The sequence below is a fragment of the Chryseobacterium rhizosphaerae genome, assembly GCF_003385455.1.
Classification (GTDB): Bacteria; Bacteroidota; Bacteroidia; order Flavobacteriales; family Weeksellaceae; genus Chryseobacterium; species Chryseobacterium rhizosphaerae.
Genome location: NZ_QNUF01000007.1, coordinates 86,277 through 109,399, shown reverse-complemented (window position 1 = coordinate 109,399; position 23,123 = coordinate 86,277). Strand labels below are relative to the sequence as shown.

Below are 23,123 nucleotides of genomic sequence, written 5' to 3'. Positions count from 1 at the left end.
TTTGTTACATTAATAAAATGTATTAACTTTGATGTATTAATTTTAATTACATACAATGAAAATAGAAATATGGTCGGACGTAATGTGTCCGTTTTGTTATATCGGAAAAAATAATTTTGAAGAAGCTCTGAATAAACTTCCTTTTAAGGATGAAGTACAAGTGGAGTGGAAGAGTTTTCAGCTGGACCCGAGTCTTGATCCCAAGCAAACCCAGAATACAATTGAATACTTTAGAGAAAAGAAAGGATTTCCTGAAGCACAGGCTACCCAAATGATCAGCCAGGTTGCCCAGATGGGAAAAGGAGCCGGAATTGATTTTAATTTTGAAAAAGCTCTGATCACCAATACTTTCAGCGCTCACAAATTGCTTCATTTGGCTAAAAAATATAACAAGTCCAATGAGATGGAAGAAGCTTTGTTCATTGCCCATTTTATTGATGGTAAGAATGTAGGTGATACGGAAGTTTTGGTTTCTCTTGCAGAAAGTTTAGATCTTGATAAAGAAGAAGCGAGACAGGCAGTTACCACCGATCAGTGGGATAATGAGGTCAATCAGGATATTCTGGAAGCCAGAAATAACGGTGTTTCCGGAGTTCCATTCTTTGTTCTGAACGGAAAATATGCTGTTTCCGGAGCACAGCCGGTAGAAGCTTTTGAAGAAGCACTTCAGCAGACTTATAAAGAAACGGTAAGTCCTTTTAAAGATATTTCCGGAAGTAGTGGTGCTTCCTGCGATGCTGATGGATGCAGTATCTAACAATATCAAACCCGGAAAGCTATAAGCTATTCCGGGTTTTTATTTTTACTGACTTGCCTAACAAAACAGTTAATAATGATTATGAAAATTAGTAGCAGTGTGAGAATAGTCTCCATTATTTCTTATTTACTGATCATTTTAGCAGGTGAAATGATTGGCCTGCCATTTATATGCTGGCTTTTGTAAAATGTAATTATTTATCATTTGAAATTCCTTTGTTTACTTTTATAATCAGTTATCTGATATTTATTATTCTTAATGTTCAAAGACAAAAGTTTCAGACTATATAATATTTACAAAATACAGAAAACTATTATATCTTTGTAAGACTCTATAAACAAGGTATACATCTCATTTTTCTATGATAAAAATTAATAACGAAGTTCATTATCCTATTGCAGATACCCTTTTTGTTTTTGCATTAGACTCAGAAGCGGGAACTGTATTTGACGGAAAAAATAAATTGGTAACAGGAATTGGAAAAGTCAATGCAGCGATAGAACTGACCAGAGAAATTCATCTTAGAAAGCCAAAATTGATTGTTAATTTAGGTTCAGCAGGGAGCAAAGGGTTTCATAAAGGAGAAGTAGTATGCTGTACAAAGTTTATCCAGCGGGATATGGATGTGAGAGGGCTTGGTTTCCAGCTGTATGAAACTCCATTATCGGGAGTTCCTCCAATATTGGAGTATGGGCTTAAAATGGATACTTTAAAAGAAGGAATCTGTGGAAGTGGTGACAGTTTTGAAATGAACCATTCTGAGACAGATTATAATATTGTAGATATGGAGGCCTATCCGTTGGCGCTTATAGCTCAAAAAGAAAATATTCCGTTTCTATGTCTGAAATACATTTCTGATGATGCAGGAAGTGATGCAGCTGATGACTGGAGTGTACAGGTACATTTGGCTTCTGAAGCATTTAAGAAAATATTATTTTCGTAAGGAGCAGTCCGTAAGATTATTGTAAGATTCTTTTTTTAAGACCTCCGATTATATGAAAGTTACTTTTTACCAGCCGGTACATCCTGTTCTAAAAAAATATATTGAAGGGTATTATTTTATAGAAAAAGATGACGATCATAAGCCGGTCAGGTATCTTACATTTCCGGATAATTATTGTATTGTATCAGCTTGTCAGGATGTATCCGTTACTCAAGATAACGGACGGATGGAGCTGAGCCGATCTTTGTCAGAAAACATAGTGATTGATTTTGTTTTCAGATGTTCTGCTCCTACCGAGATTTTTTATAAACAATCTGTCAATGAAGTTACTCTTTATTTTAAACCCTTGGGAATCTATCATTTTTTTGATGCAGATGATCGTACATCTTTAGAGGAAAATATTCAACTTTCAGATTTTAAAGACATCAGCAATGCTGTTTTAAAAGAACCCAACAGAAAAAATCAAATTGAAATGCTGGAAAATTACTGGCTTTCAATACTCTGCCAGAAAGATTTAAAATTGGCCTATACTATTTTGGCTGATTTTGAAACTGAACTGAGCATCGAAGAAATTGCCGTGAAAAATAAAATAACAAGACAATACGTCAATAAGATTTCCAAACGGTATCTGTTTAAGCCTGCCTCCGAATTCAGGAAAATTCAGCGATTTCGTAACGTGCTCATCTCAAATAAAAAATCCAGAAATCTTACAGAGCTTTCCTATGAACATCTTTTTTATGATCAGTCGCATCTTATTAAAGACTTTAAGGAACTGACAAGGATAAGTCCCGGGAAGTTCTTTGACAACGTAGATACTGAAAAAAATAATATCTGGTTTTTTATCTAAGTTTCCATTTTTACAATTTCTACTCTTTTCATTGAGATACTTTTACAGAAATATTTAAACTTATTTCTATGAAAAAATTATTGGTTGGAATTTTCCTTTTTCATTCTTTATTCTCTTATGCTCAGAAAGGAGATATGACTACGGTACTTTCTGACATTACAGAAAAAGTGAAGAGCTACTATATTGATCCAACAACTTATAAAAAAGTAGATTCTTTGTTTCAAAGTGAACTTAAAAAAGGAACTTTTAATAATCTGAATAAAAAAGATTTCGCAGCACTTCTCACCCAAAAATTAAGAAAAGATATAAAAGATGGGCATTTTTTTGTTAAATACCTTGAAAATTATAGTCCTGAAAAACTGGTTGATGAGAAAGAAAAAGTGAAATTAAATAATTTTCACAACAGTCTTGAAAATTTTGGTTTTGAAAGTGTTCGGCGGTTGGAAGGTAATATAGGTTACATCAATTTTAAAGGTTTTGCATCCCCTGAAGCCAGCGCAGCTACGTTAGCTGCAGCCATGAATTTTGTTGCCAACACGAACTCCCTGATTATTGATCTTAGAGAAAATGGAGGAGGAGAAAACGATATGCTTCTGTTATTTTGCAGTTATTTTTTTGATAAAAAAACAGATCTCTATACTACCTATCTAAGGCATGCAAACAAAACCGTAATGAATAGCACTCAATCTAATGTCTCCGGTACAAAATACCTTCATAAAAAAGTCTATATCCTGACCAGTGAAATTAGTTTTTCTGCAGCAGAAGCGCTTGCTTATTTCTTGCAGCAGCATAAACTAGCTGAAGTTATAGGTGAAAAGACAGAAGGAACAGCTAATCCGGTGGATCATTTTATCATCCAGAATGAATATTTACTCCTTGTTCCGGCAGGAAAAATAACTTCTTTAAGCAGTCATACCAATTGGGAACATATCGGAGTAATGCCTGATCAGGAAGTAAAAGCTGAATACGCTTTAAAGACTGCCCATATTAAAGCTTTGAAAAACATTTTAAAAACAGAAAAAGACACAAAAACTGAACTTAGCATACCTGAAATAAAAAATCTTATTAATAAATTAGAGCAATAAATACATCATATGTCATCAATAACGATCCAAAAAGCCGGAATAAAAGACCTGGAAATCATACAGAATCTTGGAATACAGACTTTTTCTGAAACTTTTGCAGAAGATAATACCGAAGAAGCCATGAAAAAGTACCTTGAGGAAAGTTTTAATACCGCAAAATTAACTGCTGAACTCAATACTCAGGATTCTCTCTTCTATATAGCGTGGGAAGAAGATAATCCCATAGGATATCTGAAAGTGAATTCCGGAAAAGGACAAACCGAGCTTCAGGATGAGACAAGTCTCGAAATTGAAAGGATTTATGTGAAAAAAAGCCATCATGGCAAAAAGGTGGGGCAGATTTTATATGATCAGGCAGTGGAAACTGCTCAACACTTAAGGAAATCTTACCTTTGGCTGGGAGTTTGGGAAAAGAATCTGAGAGCTTTACATTTTTACAGGAAAAACGGATTTGTAGAATTTGACAAACATATTTTCAGACTTGGAGATGAGGAGCAAACCGACTTAATGATGAAGAAGATACTGGATTAAATAGTAATTTGATAGATATACCACCTCCAAAGAAATTTACGCCTTTGCGTTTTCAAAAAAACAATGAATAAATCAATATTCTTAGAGCAGATCAATCAGTATTATCCTTTATCCGGGGAAACAGCCGCTGCTTTGTTAGACATTTGTACTGAAAAGCAATATCATAAAAATGAGCTTCTTCTGGAGTCCGGGAGTATGGCCAGGTATTATTACTTTTTACAGTCAGGATTAATCGGCTATTATACCATTGATGAACAAGGAGATTATATCTACAAAATTTTCTTTGAAGAAAACAGCTTTGTAGCATCTACTGCAGCCATTATTAAAAATGAACCCAGCGATTTTAATATTATTGCTCTGGAGGACTGTTCGGTGATTCAGTATCCTGTAAAAGCCTATCGGGAATTACTGGAAAAACACCATGATCTGGCTCTCTTTCATATTCATTATTTAGAAAAAAACTGGGTGGTGAAAAAAGAGCCTTTGGAAGTGTCTTTAAAATATGAAACCGCCAAGAAGCGCTATTTGCAGCTGCTTGAAAATAAACCTCTTCATAATAGACTGAAACAGCATTATATAGCCTCTTATTTAGGGGTTACACCTACCCAGCTCAGCAGGATTAAAAAAGAAATAAATTAATAAAAGCTTCAACATATGTTGAGGCTTTTTCATTTTTTCCGGGGCAACTTTGTCATGTCATCATCAGAGATACATCGGTTTAAAATAATGATTGCAGATGTTTTGTTTAAAAATATAAACTTCTTACATTTATACTGATCCATCCTGATAGTACTCATTAAACATTTTTTACAACATGAAAAAATTAATCAACATTGTCATTGTGCTTACCGCTTTTGTACAGGGATCAGCACAAAAAATTATTCATCAGGAAGTTTTCAGTCCGAAAATGAATAAAAAGATCAAAACAATTATCATTACCCCCACTATTCAACCGAATACAACTTATCCATCAGTATATATTCTTCACGGTTTCAGTGGTAATCCGGACAGGATCATCAAGCAGGATATTCCGGATCTGGTTAAGAAAGCTCAGGAATATAAAACAATTTATGTACTGCCGGATGGGAATTACAGTTCATGGTATGTAGATAGTCCTATTGTCAAAGATTCACAATACCAAACCTTTATAGGAAAAGAATTAGTGGATTTCATCGATAAAAACTATCCTGTAAAATCTGAAAAAAAATACAGAGGAATTATGGGTTGGAGTATGGGAGGCTATGGAGCTACCAATATCGGGGTCACCTACAGCAAAACATTTGGTATCGTTGGAAGTTCTTGTGGTGCTTTAGATTTCAACTCGTTCGGTGAGGGCTATCAGAAATATATGGTGAATAAGGTATTGGGTCCATTTGACTCACTTAATCCTGCTTTCCTTACTGACACTAAAGTAAAACTCATGGCAGGTGCCGGACAGCGCTATATTTTTGATTGTGGTACTGAAGATGTTCAGATGATCGGACAAAACAGAAAGTTTCATAATAAACTTACAGAACTTAAAATAGAACATTTGTATATTGAATCTTTAGGTGTCCATGATCCCGCCTATTGGAGCCAATCATTATCCAATCAGCTAACTCTTTTTGATAAATATTTCAAATAATAAAAACTGCTTTATATGAACAGGCATATAAAGCAGTTTATCAATTAATTAAACAAAGTATCTCTATAAAAAATCCTTTTTAAGAACGGGTCTTAAAAAGGATTACTGTCAAGTCATATTAAAAATATTGTTGAAGCATTTTATAGGTCGGTGAAATTTTTACCAAGATGTTCTTCAATGACAAAGAACGGATCTTCCGTAAGGGTATGCGCTCTCATATCGATCAAGCTTACCTTACTCATCATGCGGAGCATAATTCTTCTTTCACATGGATATTCTACACCATCAATATTCCTCACTCCGGCACGGAAAGCAGACCTTCCATGGGCACACAAATGATTGTTGACCAGAATAACATCTCCTGCCTGAGGGGTGAAATCTGAATAGATCAGGTGTCTTGCTTCTTCCCAGAATTCTTTCAGATAATGATGAGCGTCCTCCGATTGCTTAATCGTAGAGCTGAAAAGCTGTTCAGCGGCATCAAACCTCATAAAAGGGAGCTCAAAATTACCATACAAAACAGAATCCAGCGTATCTTCCTCGTTTGTTGCTGTTTCCAGATTGGCATCTTTTGGTATTTTATAAATACGTTCAAAAAGAGGTCTGTAGTTTTCACCTATAGATTCATGAGAACGGATAGAATACAGGGTAGAAGGTACCTGCTCTTCATTTCGTAAATACATAAAACTCAAAAAGTCGGCCTGATGTTTCAAAAATGCATCTTCGGTGTGCACATACAGGTCGGTGGAAGACCCCGATCCTGTTTGGGTTTCACGCATTTTCTCATCGGGTATTATGGCATGAATTAATCCACCTCCTTTACGTTGGGAATAATATTGTACCGGTTTGGAAGGGAGCGCTCCATGGATTAATGCACAGGCAAAACCATAAAGGTCAAATTTGGAATAATCAGCAGACTGCCAGTTGGCCGGCGTTCTGCCTATACTTTCCTGATCGATATCCATTAATCCCTTGAATACCAGTGCTCCATACTGATTTTTTGAAAAGTCACTCGCAAAATCAGCCGCTATATGTAAGATTCTCTCGGGTAAAAAATAAGAAGCCAACTGATGTACGTGTCTTATAAAGTCACGGTTTTCATAGCTACCATATTTTCTTTGAAGATGCACCGCTGCATCATTAATCATTCTTCGTTCCTGAGATGTGATCTCAATGACTGTAGGAAGCAGTTTTACCTGCGTCATACGGTCGTTATCTAAAATTTCTAGAGAATTCATTAAAAAAAAATTTGGCGTTAAATAATAATTTTTATATTTGTTTTTAATTATTCTAAATAACAATAACGAGTTCAAATTTATGAATATTTAATGAATCACCAAATAAAAAAGTAAAAAAATGTAAAATTTAAAAACCTGACTGTCAGATATATAAATCTATATATCAAAAAACCACATACAACCTATTGATTTAAAAAATCACCTTACAAATACATATATGAGTAACAATTTTATGTCCCTGGAAGAGCAGGTAACCACTCCTTCACATCACATTTCGGGGAATTTTGGAAATATTTTCCATCCTGACAATTACGATCATTATCGTAATGCTGTCAACAGCACATTAGACCTTGTACAAGAATTTCTTTATAGAAACGACAAACCTTTCAGCGGCATAGAAGCTAAAGAAATGAAAGGAATGGTACAGCAGATTGATCTTAATCAAAAACTTTCCAATTATAAAGAACTTCTTAGTGAAGTAGATGATATTTATGTAAAACATGCTACGGCTTTTCACCTTCCACAGTATGTAGCTCATTTGAACTGTCCGGTTGTTATTCCGGCTTTGGCAGGAGAAATCCTTGTGAGTGCCATCAATTCTTCTCAGGACACTTATGATCAGAGTGCCGGAGGTACATTTATGGAAAGGAAGCTGATTGACTGGACCGCTGAGCAACTAGGCTACCAAACCAATGAAAGCGATGGTGTTTTCACTGCCGGAGGTTCACAAAGTAACCTGATGGGATTGGTGATGATGCGCGATTGCTTTTCTCAAAAGAACTACAATCATAATATCAAATTAGATGGGCTACCAAGAGAAGCCGACCGTTTCAGAATTTTTGTTTCCGATAAATCGCATTTTAGCAATTTGAAGAACGCATCTATCATGGGGCTTGGTGAAAAAGCCATTATTAAAGTGCCTACAGATGAAAGATTCCGTATGGATATTGCTTTGCTAAAAAAATATATCAAAAGAGAAGAACAGCTTGGAAATATTCCTATTGGTATTGTAGCAACTGCCGGAACTACAGATTTCGGAAACGTAGATCCATTGGAAGATATAGCTAATATTGCAGCCCAGTATAACATCTGGATGCACGTAGATGCTGCTTACGGATGCGCTTTACTGTTAAGCGATAAGTACCGTCATCTATTAAACGGAATAGAAAGAGCAGACTCAGTAACAATAGATTATCATAAATCCTTTTTTCAGCCTATCAGCAGCAGCGCTTTCATTGTTAAAAATAAAAAAGAGCTCCTGATTCTTAAGCATCATGCTGATTACCTGAATCCTAAAGAAATGGATGAAGAGGAAATTCCTGCACAGATCAACAAATCCATTACACAAAGTACCCGTAGATTTGATGCATTGAAGCTTTGGTTTACCTTAAGAATGATGGGTAAAGAACAGCTTGCCGAATATACGGACACGGTAATAGATCTTACAAAAGATGTAGCCTCAATGATTACTGAAGATGCAGACTTCGAACTTCTTTCCGATTCTGACCTTAGCGTTTTGGTATTCCGTTACGTAAGACCTGATCATAATGATCTCAATGCCTTGAACCAACATATTAAGACGAAACTTTTCTACAGCGGTGAGATTCTCGTTGCCAGTACAAAAGTGGATGGAAATTTCTATCTGAAATTTACTTTCCTGAATCCGATTACCACGACCGAAGATGTACATCAAATTCTCAATAAAATAAAAATGCATGGAAAAGACTTTGATACAGAAAAGTAAAATAGGGGATAAAGCACAGGAAATTACTTTCCGTATCCTTCTTAATGGAATGCTCAGAGAACTTGGAAATGGTAAGTTTTACCAGGGAGTTCCTCAATATGATCTTCTTACTGCAAAGGCACTTCAAAATACCAGGTATCCGTTGCATCTAAGATTTGAAATGAAGAAAAGCGGATTGTTTCTGTTTGCCCCGATTGTTTATCGTTCCGAAAGTGCTTTTCATGACTATGGATTTCCTGTATGGGCTGTAGATCATAAAAATCAGGATGTATTTGAAGTAGAGACGGAAAAACTGATAGAGTTAATTTATACGGAATTTTCTGATACTTCAAACGAAAAAGGGCTTGCCCGTTTTTCTGAGAGAATTCAAAGCAGCTTGAAAAATCTGGAATTAACCGCTGAAGCCTGTTCACAACAAGAGAAAGAATTGTCTTATTCCTTCTTAGAGTCCGAACAATTGCTGCCTGTAGGCCACAATCTACATCCTTTTACAAAATCAAGAATGGGATTTTCTGAGGAAGAGCAACTTTTGTATAGCCCGGAATTTGGAAAGGGATTTCAGCTTGACTATTTTCTGATTCATAAAAGCTGTATCACGGAGAAATCACTTCCCGGAATTTCAGCGAAAGAAATATTCGAGAAATTGGTTTCGATACCAGAAAGTTACGATTTTGAAAACATCAATGATTATTATATTGTTCCATGCCACCCTTGGGAAGCACAATATCTTCTATCAACGGAAGAATATCCGGAAATGCTTGGCTCCGGACAAATCATTCATATCGGACCATTAGGAGATGATTTTTATGCCACATCATCGATAAGAAGTCTTTATAATCCTGATTTCAGCTGGATGCTGAAATTTTCTTTACATGTTCTGATGACCGGATCTGTAAGGACAAACAGCTTAAAAGATCTCAATAGAGGATATGCTTCTGCTGTATGGTGGCAGCATGAAAGGGCTTCTTTTGAAAATAACTTTCCTCATTTCAAACTCCTTCTGGAACCTGCCACTTTAAGTGTCCAGTATGAAGGGAATACTATTGACAGCTTCAATATCCTGATTCGTGAGAATCCCTTTTTAGGGGGAGAAAAAGTTCTTTTACTGGCAAGACTGTGTCAGGATGAACCGGCAGGGAGCTTCAATTTTACCAGGCATTTTTTCAAAGAAGTAGCCGATCAATTGGGTACTGATCCTGAACAAGCAGCGATCACCTGGTTTAAGAAATATATTCATCTTTTGCTTTCTCCTTTAAACAGGCTCTTCAGCCATTATGGGATGGCTCCGGAAGTTCATCAGCAGAATTTGCTTATAGGACTCAATGATCAGCTCCTTCCGGAAACCATTTTTGTAAGGGATGGACAAGGCTATCTGTTAAGAGAAAGTTTCAAAGAAAAATATGAGGAGCTTATCAGAAGCTGTCCTGATATTGAAGAACTTTTCATCAGAGATGAACGTCTTATGCAAATTATTTCTCACCATCTTTTAGTGAGTAACCTGGGAGCACTTATCAGCTCAATGGGTAAAACAGAATGGGTGAAAGAAAGGCAGCTCATCAGCATTTTGTATCAGGAATTCGAAGATCTTCACAGAACAGAACCGTCAGATCTTACAGATTATGCCCTGGAGCAGCAATACTGGGCTGTAAAATCAAATCTGCAGTCTGCAGTCTTTGACGTAGATGGCGGAGTAAATGCCTCAGCCGTATCTTATGCAAAAGTACCCAACCTTCTTCATGAGTATTTCTTTTCAGAACAACTGATTCAGCCAAAGGGAAAAGACATATTCTTTAAGCGTTATTTTGAAAAGGAAGATGTTACGATTACCATACGGCCTATAGATCTTGAAAACGACCTTGAAATGCTCCATGAGTGGTTTAATCGCGAGCATGCCGTAAAGATATGGCAGATGAACTGGTCGATTGACGAGCTTGAAACATACTATCGTGTGATGCTTCCGGGTAACGAAGCCCACAGCTATATTGTAATGAGCAACGGTGAGCCTTCCTGTAATATCGAAATTTATTGGGCCTGCAGAGACATTGTTGGGGATTATTACGAAGTATTGCCTACAGATTACGGTACCCATCAGTTTATAGCACCTATAGATCCCAAAAAGAAATATGTTTCCCCTTCTACACAATCTATGGTGGATTATGTCTTTGCACAGCCACAGGTAGGTAAAATGGTAGGAGAGGGTTCCGTAGATTCTCTTGCATCAATGATGAATAAAGCCCACGTCGGTTTCAAAGTAGATAAAGTAATTGAAATGCCTCATAAAAAAGCAAATCTCAATTTCTGCTACAGAGAATGGTATTGGGAAAAATTCCCTCAAAACAAAGACGTACAATTCACCACAAACATCACAGAACATGAATAATGACACTATTTATAATGTAATTGGCATAGGAATCGGTCCCTTTAATCTTGGGCTTGCCGCTTTATCCAATCCAATTACGGAACTGAAAACACTTTTCCTGGATCAGAGGGATGGTTTCGACTGGCATCCCGGGTTAATGATTGATCATGTAACCCTGCAGACCCCATTTTTATGTGACTGTGTATCTATGGCCGACCCTACGAATCCTTTAAGTCTTCTTAATTATCTTAAAGAAACAGGAAGGCTGTATAAATTCTTTATCAGAGAAAGTTTCTTCATTCCAAGAAAGGAATACAACCGGTACTGCCAATGGGTGATTGAACAGCTTCCCCAATGTCGTTTTTCGACACAGGTGATGGATATAGACTATGAAGATGGTATTTATCTGGTAACAACAGTGCACACAAAAACGAAAGAAAAAGTAGTTTTTAAAACGGAAAGACTTATTCTTGGTACCGGAACACAGCCTCATATTCCTTCTTTTATCCCTAAAGAAGATTCCCGAATCATTCATACGGGTTCTTATCTCTACAGAAAAGAAGAGCTTTTGGCTGAAGGTAAGAAAATAGCCATTATAGGATCGGGGCAGAGTGCTGCTGAAGTTTTTTATGACCTGCTTCAAAACAGAGATGAAAAGACCGAATTAGGATGGTATTCCCGCCCGGACAGATTCTTCCCGATGGAATATTCTAAACTGACTCTGGAGCTAACATCTCCAGACTATGTAGACTACTTTTATAACAGAACAGAGTCTGCCAGAAGAGATATTTTAAGCAAACAGCAAAGCCAGTTTAAGGGAATAAACTATGACCTGATCAATGATATTTATGATTTCATTTATGATCTGAACATTGACAACGCTGATCCTAATCTTAAAATAATTCCTAACAGCCAGCTGAACAGGGTAGATAATACCAATCAGGAGGTTATTAATCTTGAATTTACTCAGCTGGAACAGGGGGTTCCTTATGAGCAGGAAGCAGATTACCTGATCCTGGGAACCGGATACCGTTACCATGAGCCTTCATTCCTCAAAAATATACAGTCCAGAATTAAAAGAGATTCAAGCGGATTGTTTGATGTCAACAGAAATTATTCTATAGATCACAACGGAGGCGAAATTTATGTGCTCCATGCTGAAGTGCATACCCATAGCTATATTTCTACAGACCTTGGAATGGCTGCCTACCGTAATTCCTACATCATCAATGATATTCTTGGAAGAGAGCATTACAAAATTGAGAAGAAAATTGCTTTCCAGGATTTTGATGTAGAAAAATATGCTGATTTACCAACTGCCCAAATTTAATACTAAAAAATGAACACCAATTTAAATAATACTATAAGCCAGGAACACTGGCTGCAGGCCAATAAAAATCTGATGGCTAAAACCATTGCAGAATTAATGCACGAAGAACTGTTAAAACCTGTCGTTGCTTTTCAGGATGAAACCGGCTATACCGTTTTCAAACTGGAAACCGGATTCGATAATATTGAATACAGCTTCCGCGGTCAGGAAAGAATGATGGACTACTGGCATATCGACACAGACAGTATCACCAAAACAGACCATTCTCAGGAAGTACCTGTAGATGTTGCAGCATTTTTCCTGGAAATGCAATCTGTATTTGATTTAGATGCCTATACACTGGCAAGATATACGGAAGAGCTTTTGCATACCTTATACTGTGATGCCATGATTTTATCTAAAGGAGTGATGCCCTCAAAAGATCTGGCTTCATCAGATTATCAGACGGTAGAGCATCAAATGACCGGTCATCCATGGGTAATTGTTAACAAAAGCAGATTAGGATTTTCTCCCCGTGACCTGAAAGCATTTTCTCCGGAATCTGATCAAAATCTGAAACCTATCTGGTTGGCATCCCATACCAGCAGGTCTGCATTTCAATCATTGGATCATATAGGCAGAGAAGAATTCTACCGTTCTGAAATTGGAGATCAGCTTTATCAGGATTTTCAGCAAAAACTTGTCAATGAAGGAAAATCTGTGGAAGATTATCATTTTATTCCTGTTCATCCGTGGCAATGGGAAGAAAAGCTGAAGATTCATTTTGCCGGAGATATTGCATCCGGACTTCTGATTCTACTGGGAGAAGGAAATGATACCTACAGCCCGCAACAGAGTATCCGTACTTTATTTAATGTAGACCATCCTAAGAAAAGATATCTTAAAACAGCTGTTTCTATCCTAAGTACAGGAAATATCCGGGGATTATCTCCAAAACAGATGAAAATAGCTCCTTCTATTACAGAATGGGTAAAAAGCCTTATAAAGGATGATGCTTATCTTGATACCAAAGGAACGATATTCCTCGGAGAAGAAGCCTCTATTGCTTACCTTCATCCACAATACGGAGCGATCACCAATGTTCCTTACCAGTATAATGAATTCCTGGGAGCCTTATGGCGTGAAAGTGCGGAAAACTACCTTAAGGAAGGTGAACAAATGGTAACCATGGCTTCCTTACTATATGTAGATAATAACGGTGTCCCTTTGGTGCAGGCTTTTGCGGAAAAGGCAGGAATGAGTATCAAAGAATGGGTGGCAAGTTATCTTGATGCCTATCTTACACCGTTGCTTCACATCTATTACACCCATTCTTTATGTGTGACTCCCCATGGCGAGAACATTATGGTCGTGTTGAAAAATGGAGTGCCTCAAAGAATTGTAATTAAAGATTTTGTAGATGATATTGTCCTTACAACAGAAGCAAGAGAAAAGCTTCCGGCTCATCTTGCAGACGGATTGATACAGTCTTCCAACAAAGAAAATATTCCTTTATTTATTCTTCTGGGAGTCTTTGATGCTTTTTTCAGATATATGTCTAATGTACTTCATACCTATTCAAACTTTAAAGAAGATGTATTCTGGACACTTGTGCATGACTGCATAGAAAGTTATAAGGCAGACAACACTCATCTACAGGAGAGATATGAGAAATATGATCTGTATGTCCCTACGTTCAAAAGGTTTTATATCAATAGCCTGCGTCTGAAAAATAATGGCTACAGTGAAAATAAAGCTTTTGCTATTCCAAGAAAGGATGGAGCATTGCCTAACCCTCTGTATCAGATCGCCAATAAAAATTCTGTAGCTGTATTATGAGGAAATTCCTGCATATACTAAAAGAAGGAACGGTTTTTACCTATGGAGCCTTAGCCGGAAAAAAAGTCGAACTGACTTCCGGAAGTATCAACCGTTCCATCTTTAGCTTAGCAATTCCTATGGTGATGGAGCTGGTAATGGAATCTGTTTTTGTAAGTGTCAATCTTTTAATTATTGCCAAACTGGGAGATAAAGTTCTTGGCCTTGTTGGGATTACCGATAATTATGTCAATTTCGCTTATGCTATCGCAGTAGGTCTTGGGATTGCTGCGGCAACGCTTACCGCAAGGAGAGCAGGCGAAAAAGATAAAGAAGGCATGGGTAAAACAGCTCATTATATTATTATGCTTGCCTTATTCTTTGCCTTACTGATTGGCGGGCTGTCATGCTATTTCGCCGGAGAGATTGTAGGTTTCCTGGGGATCAATGCAGGAATAGTAAATGATGGGCTCTCTTTTTCCCGACTGGTTTTTATCAGTATCGGACTTGTCATCCTCCGTCTTTCGATTAATGGACTGTTCAGAGGAGCAGGGGATGCAGATCTTGCCATGAAATCACTTTGGCTCTGTCATATTTCAAATATTGTTTTTGCCGTAGTACTAGTTTTCGGGGTAGGATTTATTCCTGCTTTCGGATTGCTGGGACTGGCCTATGCAACAGTTTTATCAAGACTACTGGCAGTTTTATACCAGTTTTTTATCCTGTTAACAGGTAAAACGAGCATTAATATCCTGATGAAATTTGACTTTGATGGGCCATTGCTCCAAAAGATTCTTAAAATAGCTTTTGGGGGCTTGGTTCAGTATATTATCCCTACATCCAGCTGGCTGATTATGGTGAAAATCATATCTACTTTTGGAACGACAGCGCTTGCGGGTTACATTATTGCACAACGTATTGCTTCTGTTGCCACGATGCCCGCCTGGGGAATAGGGAATGCTGCCGGTGTTCTTACGGGACAGAATTTAGGAGCAGGAGATCCTGTCCGGGCAGAAAAAACAGTGTGGAGAGCAGGCACCATTAATATGAGCTACCTTATTGCAGTGGCTTTGTTCTGGCAGCTTGCCGCAGAGCATGTCGTGAAATTTTTTACTGTAGAACCGGAGGTAGCAAGGTACGCCGTTCAGTATATCCATGTGGTATCCATGGCCTATCTTTTATTAGGTTTCACTATGGTGATCAGCCGCGCATTAAATGCAGCCGGTAACATCATGCAGGTAACACTTCTCTATATCATCATGTTCTATATTATTCAGCTTCCTCTGGCTTATCTACTGGGAGTAAGGCTTCAATGGGAACTAAAGGGAATATTTACAGCTATTGTTTCTTCAGAAATCGTACTGGCTGTACTTTTCCTAATGATTTTCAAAAACGGTAAATGGAAAACTATAAAAATTTAAAATGAACACAACAGAAGAGTTTTATGAAATAATTGCCTCTGCAATTGCTATAAAAAAAGAATTGGTAGATGAAAATCTTACCTATCAGGAAATTCCGGAATGGGATTCTATGTCCCATCTGCTTATTGTAGAAGCACTGGAGCAGTTTTATCAGATCAAGTTTGATTTTAATGATATCCTTGAGATGGGTAACGTCGGAAAGATCCGTGAAAAAATGAAAAAATACGATGTATTCGTAGAAAACTAAGTATATGAAAATTTTAGAAAATGTAATTGCCAACAAGAACTTGTTGTTTACAGATGCTTCCACCGGTAATACCATACCGGTTGGAACGCTGTATCGGTCTTTAGGCTTGAATCCTGTAGAAAAAGGATTGATCTTTTTGTACAATGACAATCAGCTCTCCAGTATTGAGGTTCTTCTCAATTTTTACGGAACAGCCCATACGATTGCTTTATTGGGACAGAAACTGCATTCGGAATTCAAAGACCGGATGGAGGCAGAATACCGTCCGAAATATATCTTTGATCCATCCAGAGATGAGGTAGAAGGATACAGTATCAGAGCATTCTCTGATACGGTAAAAATCTTTATGAAAGATGATTACCAAAGTGAGATTACGATCCATCCGGAAATTAAGCTTCTTTTAAGTACTTCAGGAACTACAGGAATTCCCAAACTCGTTAAGTTATCGGATGAAAATCTGTATCAGAATGCCGTGAGTATCCTTCAGTATATGCCTATTCTGGAATCTGACGTGGTACCATTGAATGTACCCATCAATTTTGTATATGGCTTTTCTATTTTTACGACCAACTGTATGCGTGCCGGAAGAATGGTATGTACGGATAAAGATATTATGCAAAAGGCATTCTGGGATGAAATGGAGGAATATGGATACAGTACTTTGGGAGGAGTTCCATTTTTATACGAGAACCTTAACAGGATAGGCTTCTTTAGAAAAGACAGTCAAAGTTTACGATACCTGACTCATACAGGAGGGGTGATCAATGGCGAGCTAAGAAAAACCATCTTTGCTTATTGTCTTGAATTTGAAAAACAATTCTTTGCACAGTATGGTCAGACAGAAGCCGGTGGAAGAATGGCTTATCTTACCACAGATGGGCTTCTGGAAAAAGAAACTTCTATTGGTACTCCTGTATATGGTGGGAATTTCAGCATAGATCCTGATACCGATGAACTGTTGTTCTCACATGCCAGTATTTTTGGAGGCTATGCCCATACGCTTCAAGACCTTAGTTCTTACGAACAGCCTGCAGTACTGCGTACAGGAGATACTGCAAAAAAAGAAGACAACGGAATTTACTCTATCACAGGAAGAATAAAACGTATCATGAAGCTTTTCGGAATACGGCTTAATCTGGATGAGGTAGAATTTATTCTTAAAAATGAGCTGGAAGGAAATACGTTTGTATGTCTGAATTCCAATGACAAAAAAATCATTGTGCTGTATGACAATCCGGAGATTGATCCTCAGACCATCACTGAAATTATTAAAAATAAGCTGCGCATTAATCCTCAATACGTCCGCACCGAACACATAGAGTCATTTCCATTATCACAAAACGGTAAAATAAACTATCCCCTGTTACAAAACTTACAGCATGAAAACATTTAAAACCCCTATATTACTTTTAGCTTTTGTCTTACTTCCTCATTTTATTGATGCTCAGCAAAATGAAAGGGTAAACGGCAAGGTCATGCTGTCTGAGAAAGTGCCGGTAAAAAATGCACTTTTAAGAATAGTAAATACTTCATATCAATCAAAGACAAACAATTTAGGAGAATATTATTTTGATAATGTGCCACCTGGAGAATATACTCTTCAGGTGGTTTTAAATGATATCGAATTGATGCGCGAGCAAATCCGGATTGAGAAAGATGTCTATGAAATTCCACCCATCTATACTTCAACAGAAAACAATGTTATTGAAGGAATCACCGTATATGCTTTCAGCAGAAATAAATTTCTGGATAAAGACAGTACTTCGGTTTCTAAAATGCCATTAAGGAATTTAGAAAATCCACAGGCTTATACGAGTATCAACCAGCAATTACTGAAGGAACAGATTACTTATGACATTTCAGAAGTTTTAAAAAATGTGCCGGGGATGGTAAAAATGCAGGGGAGTCCGGGAAGAGGTTCCGGGGACGGAAGCTTCTACTATAGCCTTAGAGGATTTCCCACAAAAGTATCAATGGTAGATGGTCTTCCCGCAACCACTAATGGAGAGATTGATCCTGCTGACATTGAACGTTTAGAAGTTATTAAAGGACCGGCAGGAACTCTATATGGAGGTGCTGTAACCTCTTTCGGAGGACTTATTAATGCCGTAACGAAAAAACCTAAAGATTACTTTGGTGGGGAAGTATCCTACCTTATGGGAAGCTATAATCTGAACCGTGTAACGGCTGATGTGTATGGTCCCATTACTGAGTCCAGAAAAACATTATTCCGTTTGAATGCGGCCTATCAGTATCAGAATGGATTTAGAGATTCTGAATTCAGAAAATCATTTTTTGTTGCCCCTACCTTAAGCTATCAGGTTAATGACAGGCTGAAGTTCAGTTTAGGAGCTCAGATTTATAATTATGAGGGAACTAATACCCCTATTATCTTTCTTCCCAGAACGAGAGCATTTTTTGCCCATACACCTGATGAATTAGGATTCGACTGGAAAAGATCGTACTCCAACAATGATATGACCCTGAAAGCTCCGTCAATTAATGTAAAAGCGGAGGCTAATTATAAAATATCAAATAACTGGAGCTCACAAACGTCACTTTCCCGTAACTTCAGAAAAACGGAAGGACTCTATCAGTACCAGTTTATCAGAGGAAATACCAGCGATGCCATGCTGGAGCGTAATGTACAATGGCAGAACTCCGAAGCTTCTTCCACCAGTGTTCAGCAAAACTTTAACGGAGAATTCAATATCGGAAAAATCAAAAATAAAGTATTGATCGGATTAGATTATTTCAATCAGTCTATCAATAACAACCATTCTCCGATTGTGGTATTTGATTATGTAGACGGACAAAACTTAACAAGTGGTTACGGAAATATTTCCAAAGATCTCGCTCTGCAGAAAATACAGGCTGCTACCCAAACCGCTATTGATGCTAAAAAAGCACCTTTGGTACGGAATACCTCTTCAGCCAATCTTTATGGAGCCTATATTTCCAATGTTACTTATATTACCGACCGTTTGATTACTTTACTAAGCTTACGTCTGGACCATTATGAAAGCAAAGGACAGCTTAACCTGAACACTAATGTACGTGCCGGCGAATTCAAACAAACGGCGTGGTCTCCAAAAGTAGGATTAGTCTATCAGGTGGTCAAAGACCGTTTATCAGCTTATGCCAACTATATGAATGGTTTTAGCTATACAGCACCTGTGGTACAGCAATTACAGGACTATAGCGGAGATATGAAACCACAAACTGCAAATCAGTGGGAAGTGGGAGTAAAAGGAAATCTTTGGAGAAACAAATTCAACTTTACCGTGGGATATTATGATATATTGGTTGACAATATACAGCGGGGCACCGGGGTAATCCGTGATGGAAAAGAATATGCTATTATTGTTCAGGATGGACAGCAAAGAAGTAAGGGAATTGAAATAGAAACTGTTATGAATCCTGTTCAGGGATTGAATATTATTGCAGGATATTCATACAACCACAGTAGAATGGAAAAAGCGGATGCTGCTGTAGAAGGACGTCGTCCGGAATCTGCAGGCCCTGCTAATGTATTTAATTCATGGATCAGTTATGTGCTTCCTATTAAAGGACTTCAGGGACTGGGAGTAGGTTTTGGGGTCAACCGTGTAGGTAAACAGATTACAGGAAACAAAACCACTACCGGACAGTTTGCATTCCCTGCATATACGCTGATTAATGCCTCTATTTCCCTGGAAAAAGAAAAATACAGAGTAGGATTTAAAATGAATAATTTAGGCAATGCGCAATATTTTGCAGGGCAGGGAGTGGTAGTCGCTCAAATGCCCCGTAACTTTGTAGCTGAGGTAAGCCTTAAATTTTAATAATGAAGCTTAAATTTAGAAAAATAGCATATCAGTTACATCTATGGCTCGGACTAACGTCCGGGCTTATAGTTGTAATAATGGCGGCTACAGGATGTATTCTCGTCTTCGAAAAAGAATTAAAACAATGGGTACACCCGGAAAGATATTTTGTTGAGGTTATAGGAAAGAAAAAGCTACCTCTGTCTGAGCTTTCCTCAAAAGCTGAAAAGGCCCTTCCGGAAGGATTGAAAATCAAAAGAGTGGTCATGTCTTCTGACCCTTCACAGACTTATGTTTTCCGTACCTTAAAAATGGATAATGATGCTCTAACGTATTGGGGAACTTATCTTTACTATTATAGGGTTTATATGGATCCTTACACAGGAAAAGTACAGGCCGTAGAAGATGCCAAAAAAGATTTTTTTGAAATTGTGCTGGACCTTCACAGAAGGCTTTTGTTGGGCGAGAAGATAGGAAAAACAATCACAGGATATTCCACTCTTATCATGACGATCATTTTATTCTCGGGATTAGTGATATGGTACCCGAGAAAGATGAGCAAGAGCATGTTGAAAGGAATGTTCTTTATTAAAATTTCTGCCAACTGGAAAAGAATTAATTATGATGTTCATAATGTACTGGGATTTTATGCTGTGATTCCTCTATTAATCATTTCTTATTCTGCAATGATCTGGAGTTTTGAGGACGTAGATAAATGGATGAAAAAGACATTAAATGGAAGTGCACCTACGGAACAGAAAGCCAAAAGTAAAATACCGGCAGAAGAATTTTCGGATCAAAAAAACATTTTGGATATGATTGGAAACAAAATGGAAAAAGGTCTTACTGATAAAGAATCAGCCCTTATCAATTTTCCAAGAACGGAAGAAGGGACCTATTATGCTGAACTTACCTATGATAACAGACTGTACCGGAATGATCAGTATAATTTTGACCAATACTCGGGTGAGATGGTAAAACATCAATCGTATAAAGACAAAAATATAGGATATGGAACTGCATTAAGAGAAAGAAATTACGACCTGCATACCGGAAGTATCTTTGGAATGACCAGCAGAATTATTTATTTTTTAGCAGGGATCATTGCTGCATCACTTCCTATTACAGGTTTTATCATCTATTTAAACAGGAAGAAGAAAAAACCAAAGCATAAAAAAAATAAGGTGGTATTTCCATCCCATCACTAAATTTTCAATAAAGCCTCTATATTTTAGGGGCTTTTGCTTTTTCTCTCATAGATTTTTAATCCTCTTCATCTACTCAATCCGCGAGATGTTTTAATTAAAAATAACAGGATAAATCACACTGAATCTTAACCAGATCAATCTGTTGGTCACTACTTTGCTTACTTGAAACAAACCCAATCAGAAATCATTCTTTGTGTCAGAAAATAAGAATACTATGTTTTTTTCTCACGCAGATTAAGCAGATCACGCAGATTTTTTAATGCTCTTTTAATTTGCTCAATCCGCGAGATGTTTTAATTAAAAATAACAGGATAAATCACACGGAATCTTAACTATATCAACCTGTTAGTGACTACTTTGCTTACTTGAAACAAACCCAATCAGAAATCATTATTTGTGTCGGAAAAATAAGAATACTATGTTTTTTTCTCACGCAGATTAAGCAGATCACGCAGATTTTTTAATGCTCTTTTAATTTGCTCAATCCGCGAGATGTTTTAATTAAAAATAACAGGATAAATCATACGGAATCTTAACTATATCAATCTGTTAGTCACTGCTTTGCTTACTTGAAACAAACCCAATCAGAAATCATTATTTGTGTCGGAAAATTAAGAATACTATGTTTCTTTCTCTCGCAGATTAATCAGATCACGCAGATTTTCAATTCCCTTTAATTTGTGAGTTTCTTACATCAGATCAATAGTTTTACCGTTTTAGAAAAAATTTCAACACTTTTTTCCATTTCTTCGGCATTGAGGTCTCCAAAACCTAATCTCATCGCTGTAAGATGTTTATTCTGATATAGTAATGTTTTAGGAATAAACAGATCATTCTGAGCACAATTTCTGCTAAGCTGCATAAGGTTTATAGGAATATTCCATTCCAGCCAGATAGCCAGCCCTCCCGAAGGCTTTTGGAAATGGATATATTCTTTTAAATGCTCTTCCAATAAAATACTGAAATAATCCCGCCTTTCCTGATAGACTTTCAAAGATTTTTTCAGATACCGGTTAATTTCCCCTTCTTCAATCATCTCTCCCAAAGCTCTTTCCATTAGAATATCACCCTGACGGTCAATAATACCGAGATATTTACGCATTTCTATCATCAGATTTTCCGGAGCCACAATAAACCCGGTTCTGAATCCCGGAGCTAAAGATTTTCCGAATGAGCCAATATAAATAACCATTCCGTTCGTATCGGCACTGGCCAGAGGTAGGATAGGGCTTTTATCATAATGGAATTCATAGTCATAGTCGTCTTCAAGAATAATAAAACCATACTCATTGGCCAGCTCCAGAAGTTCCAGTCTTCGCTGTGCACTTAATGCCACTGTTGTAGGGTAGTGGTGATGCGGAGTAAGATAGAGCATTCTTATCTTTTGCTTTTTACAAGCCTCTCTGACGCTTTCAACAATGATGCCCTCTTCATCTATCGGGATAGAAAGCATTTGAACTCCTGCTTTCATAAAGATCATATTGACTGAAAAATAGCTTAAAGCGCCTACTAACACCACATCTCCGGCAGAAAGAAGAATCTCGGAAACAATATAAATACTCATTTCCGTACTGCGGGTAATCAGGAGGTTATTTTTAGAAATAGGCAGTCCACGGGATAGATTGAGATAACGCGATAAGTGTTCTTTAAAAAACTCACTTCCATCCTGGTTATAATGTCCCGGGATTTTCTGATTGGTTTTACGCCTGAGGATAGAGCTGTAAAACCGGGAATGCTGGCCAATCTGAGTCAGCCTGATATCAGGTACTCCATCATTAAAAACATAGTCACAATCTGAATGTTCAAAAGGATTATCTAAAATATTGGAGGCTTTGAAGGAAAAGCCTGTGGTTTGTGGATAGTTTTGAAGATTATTGGATTTAAAATCATTCATTTTTACCGGTTTTTCCTGATCATTCCCAATAATAAAAGTTCCTTTATTCGGTAAACTTTCCGTCCAGCCCTGTGCAGACAATTCATCATAAACGGCCACAGCTGTATTTCTGTGGATGTCGAGCATATCACTGAAGGTTCTTGTTCCCGGAAGTTTAGTTCCAAAAGGTAAAAATCCCCTTTGTATAGCATTGATCAGCTGATTCGCAATCTGTAAATAGATCGATGTTTCTGATTTTCTGTCAATTTTTATGAAACTTTCATAAGGAATTCTAACCGGACTATCCATAATA

At 37.3% G+C, this 23,123-nt stretch carries 18 protein-coding genes; 16 read left to right on the top strand and 2 right to left on the bottom strand.

The window, feature by feature from the left end:
* Window positions 1–55: 55 nt before the first annotated feature.
* The 7 genes from DRF57_RS08280 (at window position 56) to DRF57_RS08250 (ending at window position 5,787) form a co-directional block, all read left to right on the top strand.
* Entirely contained in the window at window positions 56–757 is a 702-nt protein-coding gene (locus DRF57_RS08280) for a DsbA family oxidoreductase (protein WP_047492782.1), read from the top strand.
* Window positions 758–1,118: 361 nt separating this feature from the next.
* Complete coding sequence (locus DRF57_RS08275) at window positions 1,119–1,700, top strand: 5'-methylthioadenosine/S-adenosylhomocysteine nucleosidase family protein (RefSeq protein ID WP_047492784.1); 582 nt, start codon at window positions 1,119–1,121, stop codon at window positions 1,698–1,700.
* Window positions 1,701–1,752: 52 nt separating this feature from the next.
* The gene (locus DRF57_RS08270) at window positions 1,753–2,547 is read left to right on the top strand and encodes a helix-turn-helix domain-containing protein (protein ID WP_115917887.1); all 795 of its coding nucleotides are present in this window, start codon (window positions 1,753–1,755) and stop codon (window positions 2,545–2,547) included.
* Window positions 2,548–2,615: 68 nt separating this feature from the next.
* Window positions 2,616–3,632: a S41 family peptidase gene (locus tag DRF57_RS08265; RefSeq protein WP_115917885.1), complete on the top strand. Its 1,017-nt coding sequence runs from the start codon at window positions 2,616–2,618 to the stop codon at window positions 3,630–3,632.
* A 9-nt stretch (window positions 3,633–3,641) separates the two neighbouring features.
* The gene (locus tag DRF57_RS08260) at window positions 3,642–4,163 is read left to right on the top strand and encodes a GNAT family N-acetyltransferase (protein ID WP_115917883.1); all 522 of its coding nucleotides are present in this window, start codon (window positions 3,642–3,644) and stop codon (window positions 4,161–4,163) included.
* Window positions 4,164–4,226: 63 nt separating this feature from the next.
* Entirely contained in the window at window positions 4,227–4,802 is a 576-nt protein-coding gene (locus DRF57_RS08255; protein ID WP_115917881.1) for a Crp/Fnr family transcriptional regulator, read from the top strand.
* Window positions 4,803–4,977: 175 nt separating this feature from the next.
* Complete coding sequence (locus DRF57_RS08250; protein WP_115917879.1) at window positions 4,978–5,787, top strand: alpha/beta hydrolase; 810 nt, start codon at window positions 4,978–4,980, stop codon at window positions 5,785–5,787.
* Between the two features lie 140 nt (window positions 5,788–5,927).
* Here DRF57_RS08250 and DRF57_RS08245 read toward each other — a convergent pair whose 3' ends face one another.
* Entirely contained in the window at window positions 5,928–7,025 is a 1,098-nt protein-coding gene (locus DRF57_RS08245; protein ID WP_115917877.1) for a TauD/TfdA family dioxygenase, read from the bottom strand.
* A gap of 217 nt (window positions 7,026–7,242) precedes the next feature.
* On the opposite strand from DRF57_RS08245, the gene DRF57_RS08240 reads away from it, so the two are divergent.
* Genes DRF57_RS08240 through DRF57_RS08200 form a run of 9 tightly spaced genes read left to right on the top strand, consistent with a single transcriptional unit; the run spans window position 7,243 to window position 20,937 of the window.
* Window positions 7,243–8,769 (top strand): pyridoxal phosphate-dependent decarboxylase family protein, encoded by a 1,527-nt coding sequence (locus tag DRF57_RS08240; RefSeq protein ID WP_115917875.1) that lies wholly within the window; start codon window positions 7,243–7,245, stop codon window positions 8,767–8,769.
* On the top strand, window positions 8,741–11,149 hold the full coding sequence (locus DRF57_RS08235; protein ID WP_115917873.1) for a GNAT family N-acetyltransferase: 2,409 nt from the start codon (window positions 8,741–8,743) through the stop codon (window positions 11,147–11,149). Before DRF57_RS08240 ends, DRF57_RS08235 begins: the two co-directional genes overlap by 29 nt.
* Window positions 11,142–12,458 (top strand): lysine N(6)-hydroxylase/L-ornithine N(5)-oxygenase family protein, encoded by a 1,317-nt coding sequence (locus tag DRF57_RS08230; RefSeq protein WP_084084251.1) that lies wholly within the window; start codon window positions 11,142–11,144, stop codon window positions 12,456–12,458. Before DRF57_RS08235 ends, DRF57_RS08230 begins: the two co-directional genes overlap by 8 nt.
* A 9-nt stretch (window positions 12,459–12,467) precedes the next feature.
* Window positions 12,468–14,276 (top strand): IucA/IucC family protein, encoded by a 1,809-nt coding sequence (locus DRF57_RS08225; RefSeq protein WP_115917871.1) that lies wholly within the window; start codon window positions 12,468–12,470, stop codon window positions 14,274–14,276.
* Window positions 14,273–15,676, top strand: a complete 1,404-nt coding sequence (locus tag DRF57_RS08220; protein ID WP_047496554.1) for an MATE family efflux transporter — start codon at window positions 14,273–14,275, stop codon at window positions 15,674–15,676. Before DRF57_RS08225 ends, DRF57_RS08220 begins: the two co-directional genes overlap by 4 nt.
* Before the next feature lies 1 nt (window position 15,677).
* On the top strand, window positions 15,678–15,923 hold the full coding sequence (locus DRF57_RS08215) for an acyl carrier protein (protein WP_084084248.1): 246 nt from the start codon (window positions 15,678–15,680) through the stop codon (window positions 15,921–15,923).
* Between the two features lie 4 nt (window positions 15,924–15,927).
* On the top strand, window positions 15,928–17,316 hold the full coding sequence (locus DRF57_RS08210; RefSeq protein ID WP_115917869.1) for an AMP-binding protein: 1,389 nt from the start codon (window positions 15,928–15,930) through the stop codon (window positions 17,314–17,316).
* Complete coding sequence (locus DRF57_RS08205; protein ID WP_115917867.1) at window positions 17,303–19,747, top strand: TonB-dependent receptor; 2,445 nt, start codon at window positions 17,303–17,305, stop codon at window positions 19,745–19,747. The genes DRF57_RS08210 and DRF57_RS08205 overlap by 14 nt, the downstream gene beginning before the upstream one ends.
* A gap of 2 nt (window positions 19,748–19,749) precedes the next feature.
* Window positions 19,750–20,937: a PepSY-associated TM helix domain-containing protein gene (locus DRF57_RS08200; protein WP_084084246.1), complete on the top strand. Its 1,188-nt coding sequence runs from the start codon at window positions 19,750–19,752 to the stop codon at window positions 20,935–20,937.
* A 694-nt stretch (window positions 20,938–21,631) separates the two neighbouring features.
* On the opposite strand, the gene DRF57_RS08195 is transcribed toward DRF57_RS08200, so the two are convergent.
* Window positions 21,632–23,119 carry an aminotransferase-like domain-containing protein gene (locus DRF57_RS08195; RefSeq protein WP_115917865.1) on the bottom strand — a complete coding sequence of 496 codons (1,488 nt, stop codon included), beginning with the start codon at window positions 23,117–23,119 and terminating at the stop codon, window positions 21,632–21,634.
* Window positions 23,120–23,123: the final 4 nt, after the last annotated feature.